15 protein-coding genes are annotated in these 17,607 nt (G+C 67.2%); 6 read left to right on the forward strand and 9 right to left on the reverse strand.

From position 1 onward, the window contains the following. Nucleotides 1–31 precede the first annotated feature (31 nt). From GY40_RS14630 to GY40_RS14655, 6 genes are all read right to left on the reverse strand, one after another. On the reverse strand, nucleotides 32–1,591 hold the full coding sequence (locus tag GY40_RS14630; protein WP_156115961.1) for an ABC transporter ATP-binding protein: 1,560 nt from the start codon (nucleotides 1,589–1,591) through the stop codon (nucleotides 32–34). Between the two features lie 10 nt (nucleotides 1,592–1,601). Beyond that, nucleotides 1,602–2,522 (reverse strand): ABC transporter permease, encoded by a 921-nt coding sequence (locus tag GY40_RS14635; protein ID WP_038363389.1) that lies wholly within the window; start codon nucleotides 2,520–2,522, stop codon nucleotides 1,602–1,604. Continuing rightward, a complete protein-coding gene (locus tag GY40_RS14640) occupies nucleotides 2,519–3,589 on the reverse strand; it encodes an ABC transporter permease (protein ID WP_248311171.1) in 1,071 nt (356 codons plus the stop codon). The genes GY40_RS14635 and GY40_RS14640 overlap by 4 nt, the downstream gene beginning before the upstream one ends. A gap of 134 nt (nucleotides 3,590–3,723) precedes the next feature. Continuing rightward, nucleotides 3,724–4,842 (reverse strand): BMP family ABC transporter substrate-binding protein, encoded by a 1,119-nt coding sequence (locus GY40_RS14645; RefSeq protein WP_081925407.1) that lies wholly within the window; start codon nucleotides 4,840–4,842, stop codon nucleotides 3,724–3,726. Between the two features lie 126 nt (nucleotides 4,843–4,968). Continuing rightward, on the reverse strand, nucleotides 4,969–5,643 hold the full coding sequence (locus GY40_RS14650; RefSeq protein WP_051988062.1) for a flavin reductase family protein: 675 nt from the start codon (nucleotides 5,641–5,643) through the stop codon (nucleotides 4,969–4,971). Nucleotides 5,644–5,962: 319 nt separating this feature from the next. Beyond that, a complete protein-coding gene (locus GY40_RS14655) occupies nucleotides 5,963–6,652 on the reverse strand; it encodes a GntR family transcriptional regulator (RefSeq protein WP_038363394.1) in 690 nt (229 codons plus the stop codon). Nucleotides 6,653–6,803: 151 nt separating this feature from the next. On the opposite strand from GY40_RS14655, the gene GY40_RS27990 reads away from it, so the two are divergent. The 6 genes from GY40_RS27990 to GY40_RS14685 all read left to right on the forward strand — a co-directional run bounded on the left by GY40_RS27990 (nucleotide 6,804) and on the right by GY40_RS14685 (nucleotide 13,881). Next, entirely contained in the window at nucleotides 6,804–6,986 is a 183-nt protein-coding gene (locus GY40_RS27990) for a ribbon-helix-helix domain-containing protein (RefSeq protein ID WP_038363396.1), read from the forward strand. A gap of 14 nt (nucleotides 6,987–7,000) precedes the next feature. Continuing rightward, nucleotides 7,001–7,900, forward strand: coding sequence for a DUF1989 domain-containing protein (locus GY40_RS14665; protein ID WP_038363398.1), 900 nt, complete (start codon nucleotides 7,001–7,003; stop codon nucleotides 7,898–7,900). A 43-nt stretch (nucleotides 7,901–7,943) separates the two neighbouring features. Continuing rightward, nucleotides 7,944–9,134 carry a hypothetical protein gene (locus tag GY40_RS14670; protein WP_051988064.1) on the forward strand — a complete coding sequence of 397 codons (1,191 nt, stop codon included), beginning with the start codon at nucleotides 7,944–7,946 and terminating at the stop codon, nucleotides 9,132–9,134. Between the two features lie 87 nt (nucleotides 9,135–9,221). Next, complete coding sequence (locus GY40_RS14675; RefSeq protein WP_038363400.1) at nucleotides 9,222–12,047, forward strand: xanthine dehydrogenase family protein molybdopterin-binding subunit; 2,826 nt, start codon at nucleotides 9,222–9,224, stop codon at nucleotides 12,045–12,047. After that, nucleotides 12,044–12,586, forward strand: coding sequence for a (2Fe-2S)-binding protein (locus GY40_RS14680; RefSeq protein WP_038363401.1), 543 nt, complete (start codon nucleotides 12,044–12,046; stop codon nucleotides 12,584–12,586). The genes GY40_RS14675 and GY40_RS14680 overlap by 4 nt, the downstream gene beginning before the upstream one ends. 11 nt (nucleotides 12,587–12,597) lie before the next feature. Next, a complete protein-coding gene (locus GY40_RS14685) occupies nucleotides 12,598–13,881 on the forward strand; it encodes a cytochrome c (RefSeq protein WP_038363403.1) in 1,284 nt (427 codons plus the stop codon). 74 nt (nucleotides 13,882–13,955) lie between these two features. Here GY40_RS14685 and GY40_RS14690 read toward each other — a convergent pair whose 3' ends face one another. The 3 genes from GY40_RS14690 to GY40_RS14700 are packed head-to-tail and all read right to left on the reverse strand — an operon-like array spanning nucleotide 13,956 to nucleotide 17,555. Further along, nucleotides 13,956–15,377 (reverse strand): FAD-binding oxidoreductase, encoded by a 1,422-nt coding sequence (locus GY40_RS14690; protein WP_038363405.1) that lies wholly within the window; start codon nucleotides 15,375–15,377, stop codon nucleotides 13,956–13,958. Beyond that, nucleotides 15,374–16,276 (reverse strand): amidohydrolase family protein, encoded by a 903-nt coding sequence (locus GY40_RS14695; protein ID WP_051988066.1) that lies wholly within the window; start codon nucleotides 16,274–16,276, stop codon nucleotides 15,374–15,376. Before GY40_RS14695 ends, GY40_RS14690 begins: the two co-directional genes overlap by 4 nt. Next, complete coding sequence (locus tag GY40_RS14700; RefSeq protein WP_038363408.1) at nucleotides 16,269–17,555, reverse strand: MFS transporter; 1,287 nt, start codon at nucleotides 17,553–17,555, stop codon at nucleotides 16,269–16,271. Before GY40_RS14700 ends, GY40_RS14695 begins: the two co-directional genes overlap by 8 nt. Between the last annotated feature and the right edge of the window lie 52 nt (nucleotides 17,556–17,607).

Raw genomic sequence — 17,607 nt, forward strand, 5'->3', positions numbered from 1 at the left:
CGGTGATTTTCCGGCGATCCCGAGAGCAAGCCTAGCCGTCGGATCCACCGGCCAAATACACTCCCAGGCTGCCGCGATCGACATGGGCGATCGGCGCCTTGTAGGTGATCCGGCCGTTCGAGATCACTGCGACCGTGTCGGCAAGCTCGAGCACCTCGTCGAGATCCTCGGAGACGAGGAGGACCGCCGCACCGTTGTTCCGTGCCTCGACGATGCGCGCACGGATGTCCGCGGCCGAGGCGAAGTCGAGGCCGAAGCAGGGATTGGCGACGACGAGCACGGAGATCCGCTCGGAGGAGAGTTCGCGCGCGAGCACCGCTCTCTGCACATTGCCGCCTGACAGCGCTCCGATCGGAGCGTCGGGCGAGGGGCCGGCGACACGGAAGCGCGCCATCAGCTCGCGGCCGGCCGCGCTGATCGCGCGACGATCGAGCCACCAGCCGCGCCGGCTGAGGGGCGGCTTCTCGAAACGCCGAAAGGCGATGTTGTCGGCGATCGACATTCCGAAGACGGCAGCGTTCCGCAGCGGCTCCTCCGGCACGACGAACATGCCGGCTTCGTCGAAGGCGCGCCGCGTCGGCACGAAATCGCGCCCGTTCACGAAGATCTGCCCATCCGTCAGCGGCCGCTGTCCGCAGCAGGCCTCGACCAACGCGTTCTGTCCGTTCCCGGAGACCCCGGCCAAACCCACGATCTCGCCCGCAGCGACTTTAAGGCTCACGCCGCGCAAGGCCGGTCTGCCGTCCCCGTCCTCGGCGAAGAGCCCGGCGAGCTCCAGCGCAGGCTCGTGCGACCGCGGCATCTCGCGCCTGAGCGGCTGCACCGCCTTGCCCTTGTCCGGCCCGGGCGCTTCGCCGACCATCATCGCGGCCATTTCCCGGGTCGTCAGCCCGCGCCCCGAGCCGGCGATCCGCCCATGCCGCAATATCGTGACGGCGTCGGCGAACGCCTTCACCTCGCGAAACTTGTGGGTGATCATCAGCACGGTGATCTCGCCGCGCTCGGCCATCGCCTTGAGATGCCCGAGCATCTCGTCGGCCTCGGCCGGGGTCAGCACCGATGTCGGTTCGTCCAGGATCATGAAGCGCTGGTCGAGGTAGAGCAGCTTCAGGATTTCGAGCTTCTGCCGTTCCCCGGCCGAGAGTGCGCCCACGTTCCGATCGAGCGGCACGCGGAACGGCGTGCGGTCGAGAAAGGCATCGAGCCGTCGCCTCTCCGCTGCCCAGTCGATGACGGCGGGCGCGTTGCGCCGCGCGATGACGAGATTCTCGGCACCCGTCAGCGAGGGCACCAGCGTGAAGTGCTGGTAGACCATGCCAAGGCCGAGCGCCTGCGCCTCGCGCGGATTGCGGATCCGTGCCTCGCGGCCGTCGAGCAGCACCTCCCCTTCATCGGCGCGGTGGAAGCCCATCAGGCATTTGACGAGCGTCGACTTGCCGGCGCCGTTCTCGCCCAAAAGCGCATGGAACTCGCCGGCCGGGACCTTGAGCGAGACGCGGTCGAGCGCCTGGAACGCGCCGAACCGCTTCGACAGGCCGATGGCTTCGAGGGCTGCGCCCCTTGCGGCTGGAATGGTGAACGCCTCGGGCATCATGCCTCCCTCACCGGGTGATCGAGAGCTCGCCCGGCGCGTGCCGGGCGGCGCGACTGGCACTGCCCGTGCCGGCCATGACGAGGAGGGTCAGGATGTAGGGAGCCGCGTTGAAGAAATAATAGCCCGCGGTGATGCCGATCGATTGGAGCGCCGGTCCGAGCGCGCCGGCCGCGCCGAAGAGAAGCGAGGCGGCGAGGCAGCGCCGTGGCTGCCAGCGGGCGAAGATCACGAGCGCGACCGCCATCAGCCCCTGTCCCGACGACAGCCCCTCGTTCCAGCTTCCGGGATAGAAGAGCGACAGGAAGGCCCCGCCGATGCCGGCACTCGCCCCGCCCAGCGCAGTCGCGACGAGGCGCACGCGGTCGACGGCGATGCCGAGCGCGCGGGCCGCGGCCGCGTCGTCTCCCGTGACCCTGACGACGAGGCCGGCGCGAGTGTTGCGAAACGCCCAGTCGAGCAGAAAGGCCAGCGCGATGCCCAGGAGAAAGAGCGGGCTGACGTCGAGCGCGAGAGCGAGCGACGGGATGCCCAGCCAATCGCCAAGCGGGAGCGAGGGAAGCCGGGGCGCAGTCGGCTGGATGTAGGGCTTGCCCAGGAAGACGGCGAGACCGGTGCCGAACGACATCATCGCGATGCCGATTGCGACATCGTTGACGCGCGGCAGGCGGCAGATCGCGCCGTGGAGCGCACCAAGGGCGAAGCCGGCCGCCGCAGCGGCAGCCACGCCCAGCCAGGGATTGCCGCTATGGTAGGAGACGGCGAAGGCGACCATCGCGCCGAGCACGAGGGTTCCCTCGAGCCCGAGATTCACACGTCCCGACTTCTCAGTGAGGCATTCGCCGAGCGAGACGAAGAGAAAGGGCGTCGACACGCGGATCGCGCCGGCGACCATGGCCACGAGGACCGCGAAAAGGCCGGCATCGGTCATGGCCGCTGCCTCGCGCCGCGAGGCTGGAAGATCGCAAAGCGCCCATAGAGCGTCTCGCTGGTCAGGAGGGTCACGAAGATCACGCCTTCGAGGAGCGCGACCGTCGCGTCGGGGAGGCCGAGCCGCCGCTGGATCAGGCCTCCTGCGGCGCTGAGCCCGCCGAAGAGGATCGCGACCGGCGGGATTGCGAGCGCGTTGTGGCGGGCGAGGAACGAGACGAGGATGCCGGTGAAGCCGTAGCCCGCCACCAGAGAGACATTGGCGGCGCCGTGGACCGTCGCCACGTCGAAGAAGCCGGCAAGGCCGGCGGCCGCCCCCGCGAGCAGGCAGCAGAGCACGAGCAGGCGCCCGACCGGCAGACCCTGGCCGAGCGCGGCGTGCGGATTGCCGCCCGCGATCCGGATGGCGAAGCCGGTTGTCGTCCGGCTGATCAGCACATGGGCCGCCAGGCACGCGATGAGGCCGGCCACCAGACCCCAGTGCACCGAGGTGCCCGGGATCGGACCGAGCATGGTTTCTGCCCCGATCGGATGGGTCGACGGCTTGTTGGGCGAGGCCGGGTCGCGCAGGGGGCCTTCAACCAGGAAGGAGAGCACGGCGACCGCGATATAGGCGAGGAGCAGGCTCGCGATGGTCTCGTTGACGCCGCGCCGATGGCGGAGCACGCCCACCAGCCCGATCCAGAGCGCGCCGGCCGCCGTTCCGGCGATCGCCATCAGCAGGAGGACGAGAGGGGCGGGCGCCCAGCCGAGCAGCGGCAGGGCGGCGGTTGCGGCGGCGAGCCCGCCCATGACGAAAGCACCCTCCCCACCGATGATCATGAGACCGGCGCGGGCGGGAAGCGCAACGCACAGCGCGGTCAGGATCAGTGGCGCTGCGCGCTGAAGCGTGTTCTGCCAGGAAAAGGCCGTGCCGAATGCGCCCCGCCAGAGCAGCTGGAAGAAGGCGGCGGGCGACTGTCCCATGGCGAGCAGGATCGCCGAGAAGATCGCGGCCGAGATGGCGAGCGCGAGCGCGGGAACGACGACGAACTCGGCAGCCCGGCGGAGCTCGTCCGCTCCCCGCATCGCGAAGCCCGCCGAGCCATGCGTCGCTTGATCTCCGGAAACCGCAGGTCTTTCCATCTCGCCGCCATAGCTCCAGACGTTGCCTTGCGGAGCCGGGCGGAGGCAGAGCGGGCCGCCTTCCGGTCCGGCTGACCTCAGGTGACCGATCCCTCGATGCCCTCGACGAGATAATTCGCGGTCTCGAGCTCGGGCGCGTAGTTGCCCAGCGCGCTGCCCGGGGCGACGATCACGTTGCCCTTGTTGTCCCTGATCGGGCCGGCAAACATCGGCTGCCCCGCCCTCAGGGCCGCGATCGCTTCCGTGGCGGCACGGCGTGCCTCCTCGCTCGCGCCCGCGCCGAAGGGCGTGCTGGTCACCATGTCCTTGTCGTACCCGCCGATCGCGACGTTCGGCAGCGGTTCGCCTCTGGCGAGCAGCTCCGCGAAGCCCTTGTAGATCGTCTCGTACTTGGTTTCGGCGCCGGTGATGAAGCCCTTGGGTGCGAGGGCAGCCTGCGAGGTGTTGTGGCCGCAGCTCTTCACGCCGCGCCGCTCCAGCGTCTCGACGATGACCTTGGGGCTGTCGACATGGCAGGCGACGACGTCGCAGCCCGCGCTCGCGAGCGCGTTCGCGGCCTCGGCCTCCCGCACCGGCAGGGACCAGTCGCCGGTGAAGATGAGCTTGACGGTCGCGCCAGGGTTTCCCTTGCGCACGCCCAGCATGAAGCTGTTGATGGTCCGCAGGACGAGACTGATGGGCTTCGCCGCCACGTAGCCGATCTTGCCGGTCTTGGAGGACAGCCCGGCGGCGACGCCGTTCACGTAATGCGCCTGGTCCATATAGGCGAAATAGCCGCCGAGATTGGCGGGATGCTTGTCGGCCGACCAGAGCGTCGTGGGATGGCGGAGCTGCACATCCGGGTACTGCCTGGCGATATCGACCATGAACGGATTGAAATAGCCGAATGAGGTGCCGAAGATCAGCTTCGCGCCGTCGAGCTCGATCATCGACTTCATGGTGTTCGCCACGGCGAGCGTCTCGGGCACGTTCTCCTCTTCGACGACGGAAACGCCCGGAACCGTCTTCAGGGCCTCGACCGCCGTGGCGTGCGACTGGTTCCAGCCGAAATCGCCGCGCGTGCCGACATAGATGACGCCGACGACGAGCTTGTCTGCCGCGCCGGCCGTGCCGGGCCATCCGGCCGAGGCGAGCGCCGCAGCGCCCGTCGTGGCCCCCAAGACGAGGCTCCGCCGCGAGATCCCTGCTGCCGTCATGTTCGTCACTCCCCTCTGACCGGAAACCGCCGCCCTCGCTGGCTCTTCGCCTTGCGAGTCATTCTTGCGTTTCGGCATCGCCGGGCCCTCCCCGGAAGCGGCCATGCGCCGCGCGAGCCGTATCCATCAGGCCTCGACGGGGCCGGGCGTCCGCACCGGCGGCGGCGCCTTGTCCCAATCCTCCGCCGTCATCGTGCGGAGGTCGAAATAGTCGCGGGTCCGTACATAGCCGTGCCCACCCATGCGGCCGATCGCGTCGATCGCCGCCTGATCCACGTAATGGTTCTCGGGATCGACGGCGTCCTCGCGGATATGGGCCGCGACCACCTGACCGAGAATGATCTCGCGGGAGCGGCCGAGTTCGAGCGTGACGTAGCGGCGGCATTCCAGGCTTGCCGGCGCTTCGCCGATCCGCGGACATTTGATCTGTGAGCCGGGAACGGCGGTGAGGCCCGCCTGCGCGAGCTCGTCCACCGTCGCGGGAAACGGGACCGCGCAGACGTTCATGCGCTCGACCAGGGCATCAGACACGATGTTGACCGTGAATTCCTCGGTCATCCGGATATTTCGCGCCGTGTCCTTGAACGCCATGTCCGGCTTGTTCTCGACCCCGAGCGCGACGATCGCGGGATCGGCCGAGAGGCAATTGAAGAAGCTGTAGGGCGCGGCGTTCACCCGCCCCTCCTCGTCGACCGTGGTGACGAGCGCGATCGGGCGCGGCACGACGGTGCCGATCAGCAGCTTGTAGCGTTGGCGGGCGGTAAGCGCCGCGAAATCGAAGAGGGTGTGCGAGCTGGTCATTGCCCCTCGATCGGACGGGAAGATGCCCGCGATGTCGCGCACATCTTCCGTTGAATGACGAATATTCTCGTATGCATGATTCTGATATTCAAGAATACAATATGTGCATCGCGTTGCCGAAAATGCACATAAAAGCATCGGCACCGATTTCGCGTCGATGCACGAAACACGCCGGGAGTGCGACCGGGAGCATCGTCGGCCGGATGCGGAGAGGCGCCATGCGCCGCCCGGGGTTCGGTAGATCAGGAGAGAGGCATGAAAGGCGGCGAGAAGCCCGGCGACGCGTCATCTCGCCGGCGTCGAGCCAGGGAAGGGCGCCTCACCCGGCCGTGCTGTAGCGCGCCAGAATATCGGAGATCCTGACGTCCTCGGCCTCCTGAGGCCTGGGCAGCGCCCGCGCCTCAACGGCGTGAAGATGCTCGTTCATGATGCTGATGGACGCCGCAGCATCGCGCGCGCGCAGCGCCGCGATCACGTTCCTGTGCTCGGCGGTCGCGCATTCGGCGACATGCGGTCGCCCATAGACGGCGAGGATCAGGGAGCAGCGCGAGACCACCTCGGAAAGATAGCGCGCAAGCAGCGCATTGCCGGCGAGGCGCGCGAGGACGATATGGAACTCGCCCGCGAGCCGGCTTGCCGAGGCGGTGTCGCCGCGCTGGGCCGCGGCCTCCTCCTCGTTCACATGGGCCTCGAGCGTCTCGCCCATCTCGGGCCGCCAATGGGCGGTCAGGCGCTGGACGATCTGCTGCTCCAGGCAATGCCGGACCTCGAAGATTTCCCGCGCCTCGTCGAGGCTCGGGATGGCGACGGTTGCCGTCCGCTTGCGCTTGATCTCAACCAGCCCCTCTTGGCTGAGCCGCATCAGGGCCGCCCTGACCAGCGTCCGGCTGATCCCGAAATGCGCGCCGATCTCGTCCTCGCGCAGCTTGGTTCCCGGCGCGAGCGCCTGCTCGATGATGGCGCGCCTGAGCGCCTGATAGGCAATGTCGGACCGCGACGAGATTTCCATGGGTCACGGGATATCGCAAGAGTCGCTCGAGGCGCAAGTATGCGCAGCATCGCCGTCCGCGCGCATGCAACGAATTCATGATTGCCAATATGATCCTAAATCACGTATACATGAATGGGTCCTCAACGCGAGGCAGGCAGGAGCATCCCGGATGGCAACACGCATTGTCACAATCGCGCTGAACCAGCAGCAGCTCGAACTCGTCGATCGGACCCTGGCCAAAGGCCTCGCGGAGGATCGTGCCGCCCTCATCCGGCATGCGCTGAGGCGCTATGCGGCCCGCCACCTGCCGGAGCAGGGCGCGGCAACTCGCCCGAGCCTGGCCGTCGGTTGAGTAGAGGGCAGCCGATGACGCGAGAGATTCTTCTCGACTTCGCCCTTGAGCCGGGCACGGGCAAGGCGCTCGAGGTCCGCAAGGGCCAGATCCTGCGCCTGGAGCAGATCGACGGCGGCCAATGCCTCGATTTCAACTGCTTCAATCTGCACGACTACAAGGAATATTTCCACGCCGGTCGGACCCGCACGCTGCACGGGCTGCATCCGACGAAGGGCGACTTCCTGTGGTCCGCGCCGCCGCGCGAACGGGCGATGATGTTCATCGCCGCGGACACGGCCGGGGCCAACGACGTGCTCTTCCCGCGCTGCAGCGCCAATCTCTACGAGTCCGTCTACGGGTACTGCACGCACACCAACTGTCAGGATATCCAGGCGGAGGCGCAGCGCGAATACGGCTTGACCCCAGACGACGTCCACGACTCCTTCAACCTCTTCATGGAGACGGGCGTTGACGACGCTGGGCGGCCCTACATCACCCGGCAGACGTCGAAGCCGGGTGACCATGTCGACTTCCTCGCCCTGATGGACGTGCTGGCCGTGCCCAATATTTGCGGGGCCGACGTGATGCGCACCAGCAACTTCTCGCTGAAGCCGGCCAGGATCAGCATCCTTCAGGCGACGGAGGCCGATCTCGCCGCGGTCCCCGTCCTGCCCGTCTGGCGCACGCAACGGACCGTCGCGGACTTCAGGCAGCAGAGGATCAAGGCCGACAGGGAATTGCGGCGCGATTCCACCTATGTCGCCGAGTTCGTGAACGCTCCGATCCGGACCACCACCGTCGAAGTGCCGCTCGACGAAGACGAGCAGGCCCTGCTCGACCAGCTCAAGCGCAGCGATCTCTATGACGACGATGGCGCAGCGCTGCGCGACATCCTCTTCAGCTGGTGGGAGGAAGAACAGCTCGCCCGCTGATTTCGAATCTTAATAACCTTCATGATACCAAGTCGAAGAGGGGATGACCGAGATGACATGCGCTGTGAAAGCGCTCCGTGCGCGCCATTATCGGGCCATGCTGCTTGCGGCGCTGCTCTCCGCGACGGCCCCCGGCGCGGCGGTCGCGCAGGAGGTCCCGGGATTCATGGACGTCGTGGCCGGCGCTCCCAGCCAGCCACAGGCCGGCGATGTCGGCCGGCTGGACGAGGCTCTGGGCGACGGCATGGTGCGCCGGGAGGCGACGGCGGCCGAAAGGAAGGTCATAGAGCTGAACAACGTCATGTTCGGCATCTACGACAACAATCTCAGGAAGTTCATCCGCAACCTGCGTGAGCAGAGCCCGATCATCATCGGCCTCTTCAACGGCGATGGCGGCTCGATGATCCTGTACCCGCCGGGGAAGGCGCCGATCGTCGCGCCGCCGGTGGCGCCGGTCTACCGGCTGGTCAAGTCGGTCTCGCACAGCTCCATGGCGATCTTCCAGCTCGTCGCGACCGCCGTGCGCGATCCGGCCGGGGACACGTCCTGGCGCGCTCCGGCGACGGCCTATCGGGCCAGCCTGAACGAGGCGCTCGGCAGCCTCGATGCCATCGAGCTCACGCCGGAGCAGCGCACGGTGCTGCGCGAGCTCATCACGCGCAACATCGCCTTCCTCGACGCCTGCCTCTCCAAGGGCAGCTTCACCTATCCGGAGTTGGAAGCCTTCGCGCAGGGGCTGCGCCCGCTGATCGGCAAGACCACCGAGATCGCCGGCCTTGCCCAGGTCCAGCACTGGACCACGGTTCTGAAGGACTGGCGGCGCATGCTGGGGGCCGATTGGGAGCGGACCTATGCCGCCACCAACACCCTCTACGTCACCCGGCGCAACAACATCCTGTTCACGCTGCTCGCCCAGCAGATGGGGCGAGAGGCGATCAACACCCGCCTGCTGCTGCTGGAGACCTCCGCCTTCACGACGAAGCCGCAGCAGATGCTGGAGTTGCTCGCCCGCATCGTGGCGGATCGCGCGCTCGGCAAGGTGTTCTTCAACGACTACTACCTCATGGATTCCGAGCTGCTCACCGACGGCACGCGCAAGGCGATGGCCGATCTGGCGGCCCAAGCCGGCGAACAGGTGATGCTGCCGCCTCTCGCGCCGTTCCTGAGCAATGCCTGGCCGTGGCAGACGAGCACCGAGTACGCGCAGGGCCCGAGCCAGATCGACTGGAAGTGACGGGCGCGCTTGCGCCCTCGACACAACGACAGGCGCAGATCGGCGGGCGGCGCCGTTAGCGCGGATACGCAGGGCGGGAGGAGAAGAATGGGAGCCGGCATTTCACGCAGAGGGTTCCTGCGGGCTGGAGCGGCGGCGGGCGTCGCGCTCAACGTCTCCTTCCTCGCGCCGCCGGCCGGGGCCCGGCTGATCGAGACGCCGCCGCGGCCCGGCCCGGACTGGCTCACGCCCGCCGGCCGGCCGCGCTATCGCCTCGATGCCATCGCCAAGGTCACCGGAGCCAAGACCTTTGCGCGAGACTATCGCGCCGCGGATCTTCCCGGCTGGCCGCGCGAGCAGTCGCACGCCTTCCTCCTCCACGCGACCAAGGCCGACAGGAGCTTCGAGGGCATCGACCTGACGGTTCTCGGCGAGGCGCTGAAGCCCGACCGGATGGTGCTGCACGAGGATCTCGTCGCGGACGGTATCACAGTGCCCCACCCCGACTTCTTCGGCGACGTCTTCTTGGTGCCGAAGGGCGAGACGCCGCGCCTGCTCGGCCAGCCGGTCGCGCTGCTGATCTATCGCGATTTCGCCCGCTACGACGCCGCCAAGCGCAAGGTCCGCTTCGACGACAGCGTCGTGCGCTACGGCGCGGCGACCCCCTACAACCAGCCGCCGCATTACGGCGCCTCGCGCTATGTGCGCATCGACGGCGGCTCGCCCGAGGCCGAGGACCGCTATTCGCCGTTCAAGGACAGCGTCATCTTCGGCAAGTTCTCCGGCGACAAGGCCGTCTGGCCGAGCCCCGGCGAGGGCGATGCCATGGCGCGCGGCATGGCCGCCGCGGCGCAGATCGAGCAGGACATCGCCGCAGCCGGCAGCGACGCGCTCGTCCTGAAGCGGAGCTATTTCTCGCAGTCGATCGACGCCTCCGCCATGGAGGCCGACAACGGCAATGTCTGGTACGACGCCGCGACGGGCGTGCTCCACGTCATGGCCGCCTCGCAGTCGCCCTATGAGGTGGCGGAGGTCTCGGCCGAGCTGGTGTCGACGTCGAAATTCCTCCTGAAGGAGGTCGACCTCAAGGTCGGCTACACCGTCGGCTACGGGACGAAGGATCACTACATCTTCCCGCTCTTCTGCGTGCTCGCCGGCCTCTATGGCGAGGGACGGCCGGTGCGGCTCGCCAACGACCGCTTCGAGCAGTTCCAGACGGGCCTCAAGCGGCATGCCTTCTGGATGGACAACACGCTGGTCGTCGACCGCAGCACCGGCAAGTTCCGCATCATGACCGGGCATTTCAGGACCGATGGCGGCGGGCGGGCGAACTACTCTTTCTCCGTCGCCTTCGTCGGCGCCACGGCGGCGCAGTCGATCTACTATCTGCCGCAGAGCGACTTCTCGGCCGCCGCCTTCGCGTCGCGGGCGGTCGAGGCCGGTTCCACTCGCGGTTACGGCACGCTCCAGTCCATGTCGGCGACCGAGATGATGGTCGACGAGGCGGCGGAGCTGCTCGGGATCGATCCGATCGAGCTCCGGCTGAGGAACGTCTTCCGCTCCGGCATGAAGAACACCCAGGGCGCCATTCCGGCGGGCGCGCTGCGTAATGAGGAGATCCTGCTCAAGGCCAGGGCGCATCCGCTCTGGAGCGCACGCGCGCAGAAGAAGAAGACGTTCGAGGCGGCCAATCCGGGCAAGAAATACGGTGTCGGCTATGGCCATGTGCAGAAGGATTACGGCACCGGCGCGGAAGCCGCGCTCGCTTCGCTCGAATTCGACCCGCGCGGCCGGATCAGCTTCCGCCACGTCGCCCACGAGATGGGGCCCGGCGTCACGACCTCGCAGGCGATCATGGTCGGCGAGATTCTCGGCCGCGTGCCGGACGAGACCGAGTACGGCGTCGTGCGCTGGCCGCAGATGCCGCTCGAGACGACGGACGAGCCCTATACGCTGAGCCAGGACGAGGAAGACCGGCGCAAGCAGAACCCGCGCTGGACACCCCGCATCACCTCGCCGATGAGCGCGACGAACAGCGTCTACTATCTCGGCCATGCGACGCGCGAGGCGGCCCGAATCCTCGTCGACCTCGCGCTTTGGCCGGCGGCCAGGTCCCTCTGGTCACGCGGGACAGGCGGCGGCGCGCTCGCGCCCTACGACGTGCGCCGCGAGGATCTGCGGCTCGGGGGCGGCATGATCAACGCAGGCGGCATGCCCTCGCTCGCCTTCGAGGCGGTGGCGGCGGAAGCGCATCGCCTCGGCCTGCCGACCGGCGTGACGGTTCATACCTTCAACCGCTGGCAATGGACGGAAGCCGAGTTCGACGTGCCCGAGCGCGGCCGCCTGCGGCTGTCGATCGATGCACTCGCCCTGCGCTACGGCGAAGGGGCGTCGGAGGAGCACAAGCGGTCGATGACGACGGGTGGCTGGCATTTCATCGAGCGGGCCGCAGTGTCCTATCCGCCCGCCCAACGCAACAATGCCGGCGTCACCTATTACGCGCCGATGGCGACCCTCGCCGAAGTCTCGGTCGATATCGGCAGCGGCACCGTCACCCTGCTTTCCCACCACTCCATCCTCGAATGCGGCCGGCAGGTCGTGCCCGAGCTGGTTTCCGGCCAGATCCAGGGCGGCATCGCCATGGGCATCGGGCACGCCCTCAAGGAGTATCTGCCGCTCTACGAGGACGGTCCTGGCGACGGCACCTGGAACTGGAACCGCTACGAGCTGCCACGTGCGAAGGACGTCGCCCTCTGGTCGCAGACGGCGGAGGTGCTGCCCCCGCTTTCCGACAGCGACCCGCCGAAGGGCATCGCCGAGGTGGTGATGATCGCCGTGGTGCCGGCCATCGCCAATGCCGTCACGCATGCGATCGGCAAGCGCTTCCACGACCTGCCGATCACGCCCGAGAAGATCCGGGAGGCCCTGTCATGACGACCGAGACGAAACCGCTCGCCCTCACCGTCAACGGCAGGCCGGTCGGCCCCGTCGACGTGCCGGAAGGGCTGATGATGCAGGACTTCCTGCACGAGTACCTGAACCTCACCGGCTCCCGCATGGGCTGCGGCCAGGGTATCTGCCACGCCTGCACCGTCATCGTCGAAGGCGAGGGCGGCGCGCTCAGGGAGATGCGCACCTGTATCACCGGCGCGCACTGGTTCGCCGGCAGGACGGTCGTGACCGTCGAGGGGCACGCCAGGCATGACGCGAAGGGCGAGATCGTCCTGTCGCCGGTCCAGCAGGCCTTCATCGAGCACTTCGCCTTCCAGTGCGGCTATTGCACGCCGGGCTTCGTCACGGGCGCGACCGTCCTGATCGACCGGCTGAAGCGCAAGCCGGTCGCCCGTGCGGAACTGGAGCAGGTCGTGACCGAAGCGCTCGACAAGCACATCTGCCGGTGTACCGGCTATGTGCGCTACCATACGGCCGTACGCGACCTCATCCTCGCCACGCCCGGCCTGGTCAGCGGGTGACGGGGCCGGCGATGAAGAAACGGACTCTCCTGCTCACCGCCGCAGCCGTGATCCTCGCCGGGGCCGCCGTCGCCGGCAGCGTGTTCTTCGGCGCGCTCGAGACCAGCGTGGTCTCCAAGGCCGTCGAGCGCCCTCTCGGCGCTGACGAGATGAAGTGGCTCGCCGAGCGCGGCGCCTATGTCGCGGTCGCCGCCGACTGCTATGCCTGCCATACCGCCAAGGACGGCGCCGCCTGGGCGGGCGGGCTGCCCTTCGAGACGCCTTTCGGCACGCTCTACGCCACCAACATCTCGCCGGACAAGGAATTCGGCATCGGCGCCTGGACCCGGGCGGAATTCCATCGCTCGGTCAGGGACGGCGTCGGCAAGGGCGAGCGGCACCTCTACCCGGCCATGCCCTATGCCTCCTATCGCGAGATGAGCGAGGAGGACGTCGACGCCGTCTACGCCTATCTGATGACCCGCGAGCCGATGCGGGTGCCGAACCGGGAGAATGAGCTCTCCTTCCCGTTCAACATCCGCCAGTCTCTCACCTTCTGGAACCTCTTCAACCTGCGGCGAGAGGGCTTCGCCACGAACGCCGCGCGATCCGAAGCCTGGAACCGCGGCCGCTACGTCGTCGATGCGCTGGGGCATTGCGGCGAATGCCACACGCCGCGCAACCTGCTCCAGGGGATGGAATCCGGCGCCTATCTGAAGGGCGCCGTGATCGAAGGGGTCGAGGCGCCTGACATCACGAAGGAAGGCCTCGGGCGGATGGGGTTCGACCCGTTGACGCTCGCCCGTTTCATGAAGTCGGGCCTGTCGGCACAGGGCTCGATGACGCACCAGATGTTCGAGGTCGTCCATTTCTCCACGCAGTACATGAGCGAGGGCGATCTCCAGGCGATGGCCGCCTATCTCTTCGACCTCGACGCTTTGCCCGCAACGCCGGTTCCGCCGCCGGCTCCCGCGCCCGTGGAGGTTCCGGCACCCGTCGCTGCGGCGGGGCGCGGCACCTATCTCAACCTTTGCGCTGGCTGCCATGGCGCCGACGGCCAGGGCATCCCGCATGTCGCAATCCCGCTGTCGACCAACGCCTCGCTGCGGCTCGCGAGCCCGCGGAACTTCGTCCGCGCCGTGCTCCACGGCATTCCCGCCCAGCGCTTTCCTGGGCTGGAGCGCATGGAGGCGATGCCGGCCTTCACCGAGCTGCTCGATGACAAGGCGCTCGCCGACCTGACGAACTGGATGCGGGCTCGCTGGGGCGGGCGGCAGCCGATCGTGACGGATGAGGAGATTGCGAAGTTTCGGTGAGGCCAGCTCGCCTCGCGGCCCGGTAATCTCCTTCCCAGCCGTCGGCGCATCGTCATCGAGGTCGACGGCAAGCATCACTTCTCGGAAAACGACCTTCCGTCATTGAGGACTTTTCCGGGATTGAAGATGTTGCTGGGATCCAGCGCGCGCTTCAACGTCCGCATCAATGTGAGCTGGCTCGGTTGCTTGTAGTGCGCCAGTTCGGAAACCCGGTAGCTGCCAATTCCGTGTTCGGCGGAAATGCTGCCCTGATGTCCGGCCACGACGTCATGGACGACACGGTTGATGGCCGTCTTGGCTTCGACTGCAGCGCCAAGCACGTTGAAATGGACGTTCCCGTCCCCGACATGGCCGAACACGACGAGCTGTAGCCCGTCGAAGGCATTGTGCAGGGCGCTCGTGGCATCGCGAATGAAATCGGGGATGCGGTTGATCGGCACGGATACGTCATGCTTCACGCTGCGTCCGGATTTCAGCTCGGCCTCGGTTACATGCTCTCGCAGGGCCCACAGGGCCGCGGCCTGCGCCTCCGTCTCGGCGATCACGCCGTCGCTGGCGTCCCCAGCCTCCAGCGCCATCGTCAAAGCCACTTCCATCGCGTCGCGCAAACCTGACAGGCTCGCCGCTGCCTCGATCAACACCGCCCAGGATTGCATCTCCATCGGCGGCTTCAACCCGAAATGCTGTTTCACCAGAGCCAGCGCGGACGGCGAGATCAGTTCGAAAGCAGCGATCGCGTCGCCGAGCTGGGCGGTGGCATGTCTGAGCAAGGCCAGCGCAGATTCTGGATCGGGCACGGCGAGAAGCGCGGTGATCTTATGTTTCGGCCGAGGTGCCAGGCGCAGGCTCGCCGCGGTGACGATCCCGAGTGTGCCCTCGGCTCCGATCAGGAGCTGCTTCCAGTCGTATCCGGCATTATCCTTGTGCAAATGGCGCAGGCCCTCGACGATCGAGCCATCGGCAAGGACCGCTTCCAGCCCAAGCACGCGCTGGCGCGTCATCCCATAGCGCAGCACATTGATGCCGCCGGCATTCGTCGAGATGATGCCGCCGATCTGGCTGGACCCCTGCGCCGCGAAGCTGATGGGGAAGAGCAGCTCATGCTCCCGCGCCGCCTCCTGCACGGTTTCGAGCACGACCCCGGCCTCGGCCGTCATGGTCATGCCGACAGGGTCGATGGCGCGGATCGCCTTCATCCGCGACAGGCTGAGCACGATCTGGGCGCGTCCGGCAATCGGAACCGCGCCGCCAGCGAGGCTGGTATTGCCGCCTTGCGGCACGATCGCGATGTTCCGTTCGGCGCAGACCCGCACCACGGCAGAGACCTGATCGACGGTCTTTGGCCGGGCCACTGCGAGGGCAGGCGCACCGAACTCGCCACGCCAGTCCACGCAGTAAGGCGACATGGCTTCACCGGTCAGGACGAGACCGGCGTCACCCAGGACAGAGTGCAGTGCCGCCAGGAGCGCGTCGTATGTGCTGGTGGAATCTGTCATGAGCCTTGCTGCCCGAAGCCATAGAGGCGGTGCGCGTTTTCGGTGAGGACGCGGTCACGGCCGGCCGGATCGGGCACCCAATCGGCGAGGAGGTCGAGCAGGTCGCCGACATTCATCATATGCTGCCAGTGCGCGACGTGCGGCCAGTCGGAACCCCAGACGCAGCGTTCGGGTGCAGCCTCGTGAAGCAGGCGGGCGAAAGGGATCGTGTCGGCGTAGGGCGGCCCCTCAACCGTGTTGCGGTAAGCACCCGAAAGCTTGACCCAGGCCCCGTCGCGCACGAGCGAGAGAAGCGTCCGGAAGCCGTGATCGGCGATACCGCGCGAGACCGGAAAATGTCCCCAGTGATCGACGACGAAGGGGACGGGCAGCCGGGCGAGCTTCGGCCCCAGCGGTGGCAGGTCCCTGGCATCGATCAGGAACTGCAGATGCCAGCCCAACTCCCTGGCCAGCGCGGCATAGTCGTCCAGCTGGTCGAAGCCGATGCCGCCGCCATAGAGGATGTTGAGGCGCAGGCCGACAACGCCAGCCTCCTTGAGCGCCGCCAGCTCCCGGTCGGGCAGGCCGAGTGGAATGACGGCGATGCCACGGAGTCGCTCGCGGTTCGCCCTCAGGGTCTCGACCATCAGGCTGTTGTCCATGCCATGCACGCTGACCTGGACGAGGACGCCATAGGTCATGCCGGTCGCGTCCAGCATAGCGAGGTAGCTTTCCGGTGTGGCTGGTCCCGGCGTGTAGCTGCGGTCGGCCACGAAAGGGTGAGCCGGAGGCTGCCCGATGACATGGGCGTGGGTATCGACTGCGCCTTGCGGCACCACAAAGCGCGTCGGCCGGTGCGGATGGGGATCGGGCCCCGGGCAAGCTGGCGCCGGCTCGATTGCAGAATTCATCTCAACCATCGGCGTGCAGCACCTTGCCGCGCGTTTCCGGCAGCCCATAGGCGGCCAAGAAAAACAGCACATAGGCGAACAGAGCAAAGAGGCAGATCGCGTTGGCGAGAGTCGTGATCTGCGACAGATAGCCGACGAGGAAGGGGAAGAGCGCGCCGACACCGCGCCCGAAGTTGTAGCAGAAGCCCTGGCCGGAGCCGCGCAGCCTGGTCGGATAGAGTTCCGTCAAGAAGGCGCCCATGCCGGAGAAATAGCCGGAGGCGAAGAAGCCGAGCGGGAAGCCGAGAACCCAGAGCAGCTCGTTCGAGAGTGGGAGCTGCGTATAGGCGAGGACGACCACCATAGCCCCCAGCGAAAAGGTCAGGAACAGGCTGCGGCGGCCGTATTTGTCCGCGAACCACGCGCCGACGAGGTAGCCTATGAAGGAGCCGATGATGAGCGCCGAGAGATAGCCGGTCGAGCTCACGATGGAGAGTTTCCGTTCGGTCGTCAGGAAACGCGGCACCCAGAAGGTGATGGCGTAGTAGCCGCCCTGGCAACCGGTGGTGACGAGCGAAGCGAGAATCGTCGTCTTCAGGATCGGGCCCTGGAAAATCTCGAGGATCGACGGGCGATCGCCGGAGATGGCCAGCTTGGCGCGAGCCTCGACCGAGATCTCCGGCTCCTTCACATAGGCGCGCAGATAGAGGACCAGCAGCGCCGGCAGCGCTCCCATCGCGAACATCCAGCGCCAGGCCTGCTCGGCCGGCAGCAGGGAGAACAGCGCGGCCTGCGCCAGCACGGCGAGCCCCCAGCCGACGGCCCAACCCGACTGGACCGAGCCGACGGCCCGGCCCCGGTATTGCGCGCGAATCGTCTCGCCCATCAGCACCGCACCCGCGGCCCATTCGCCACCAAAGCCGAGGCCCAGCAAGGCGCGGTAGATGAGGAGCTGCTCGAAATTCTGCGCGAACGCACAGAGCAGCGAAAAGAACGAGAACCAGATGATCGTCAGCTGCAGGGTACGGACCCGGCCGATGCGGTCGGCGAGATAGCCGGCCCCCCAGCCGCCGAGCGCTGAGGCAAGCAAGGTTACCGTCCCGGCAAGACCCGCGGTGCCGGCATCGACCTGCCAGAGCATAATGATCGTGCCGATCACCAGCGGATAGATCATGAAGTCCATGCCGTCGAGCGCCCAGCCCGTCGCGCAGGCCCAGAAGGTGCGCTTCTCGGGAGCGGTCATGTCCCTGTAGAAGCCGGTCAGGCTGGTATCCTCGACCGGCGTGATCGTGCTTGAAGATGTCGGCATTCGTAACCTCCCTTGCATTCGCCTTCCATGGGCGATCAGCTCGAAGGAGAGG

Source organism: Allobosea sp. UNC402CLCol, assembly GCF_000745475.1.
Taxonomy (GTDB): Bacteria; Pseudomonadota; Alphaproteobacteria; order Rhizobiales; family Beijerinckiaceae; genus Allobosea; species Allobosea spartocytisi.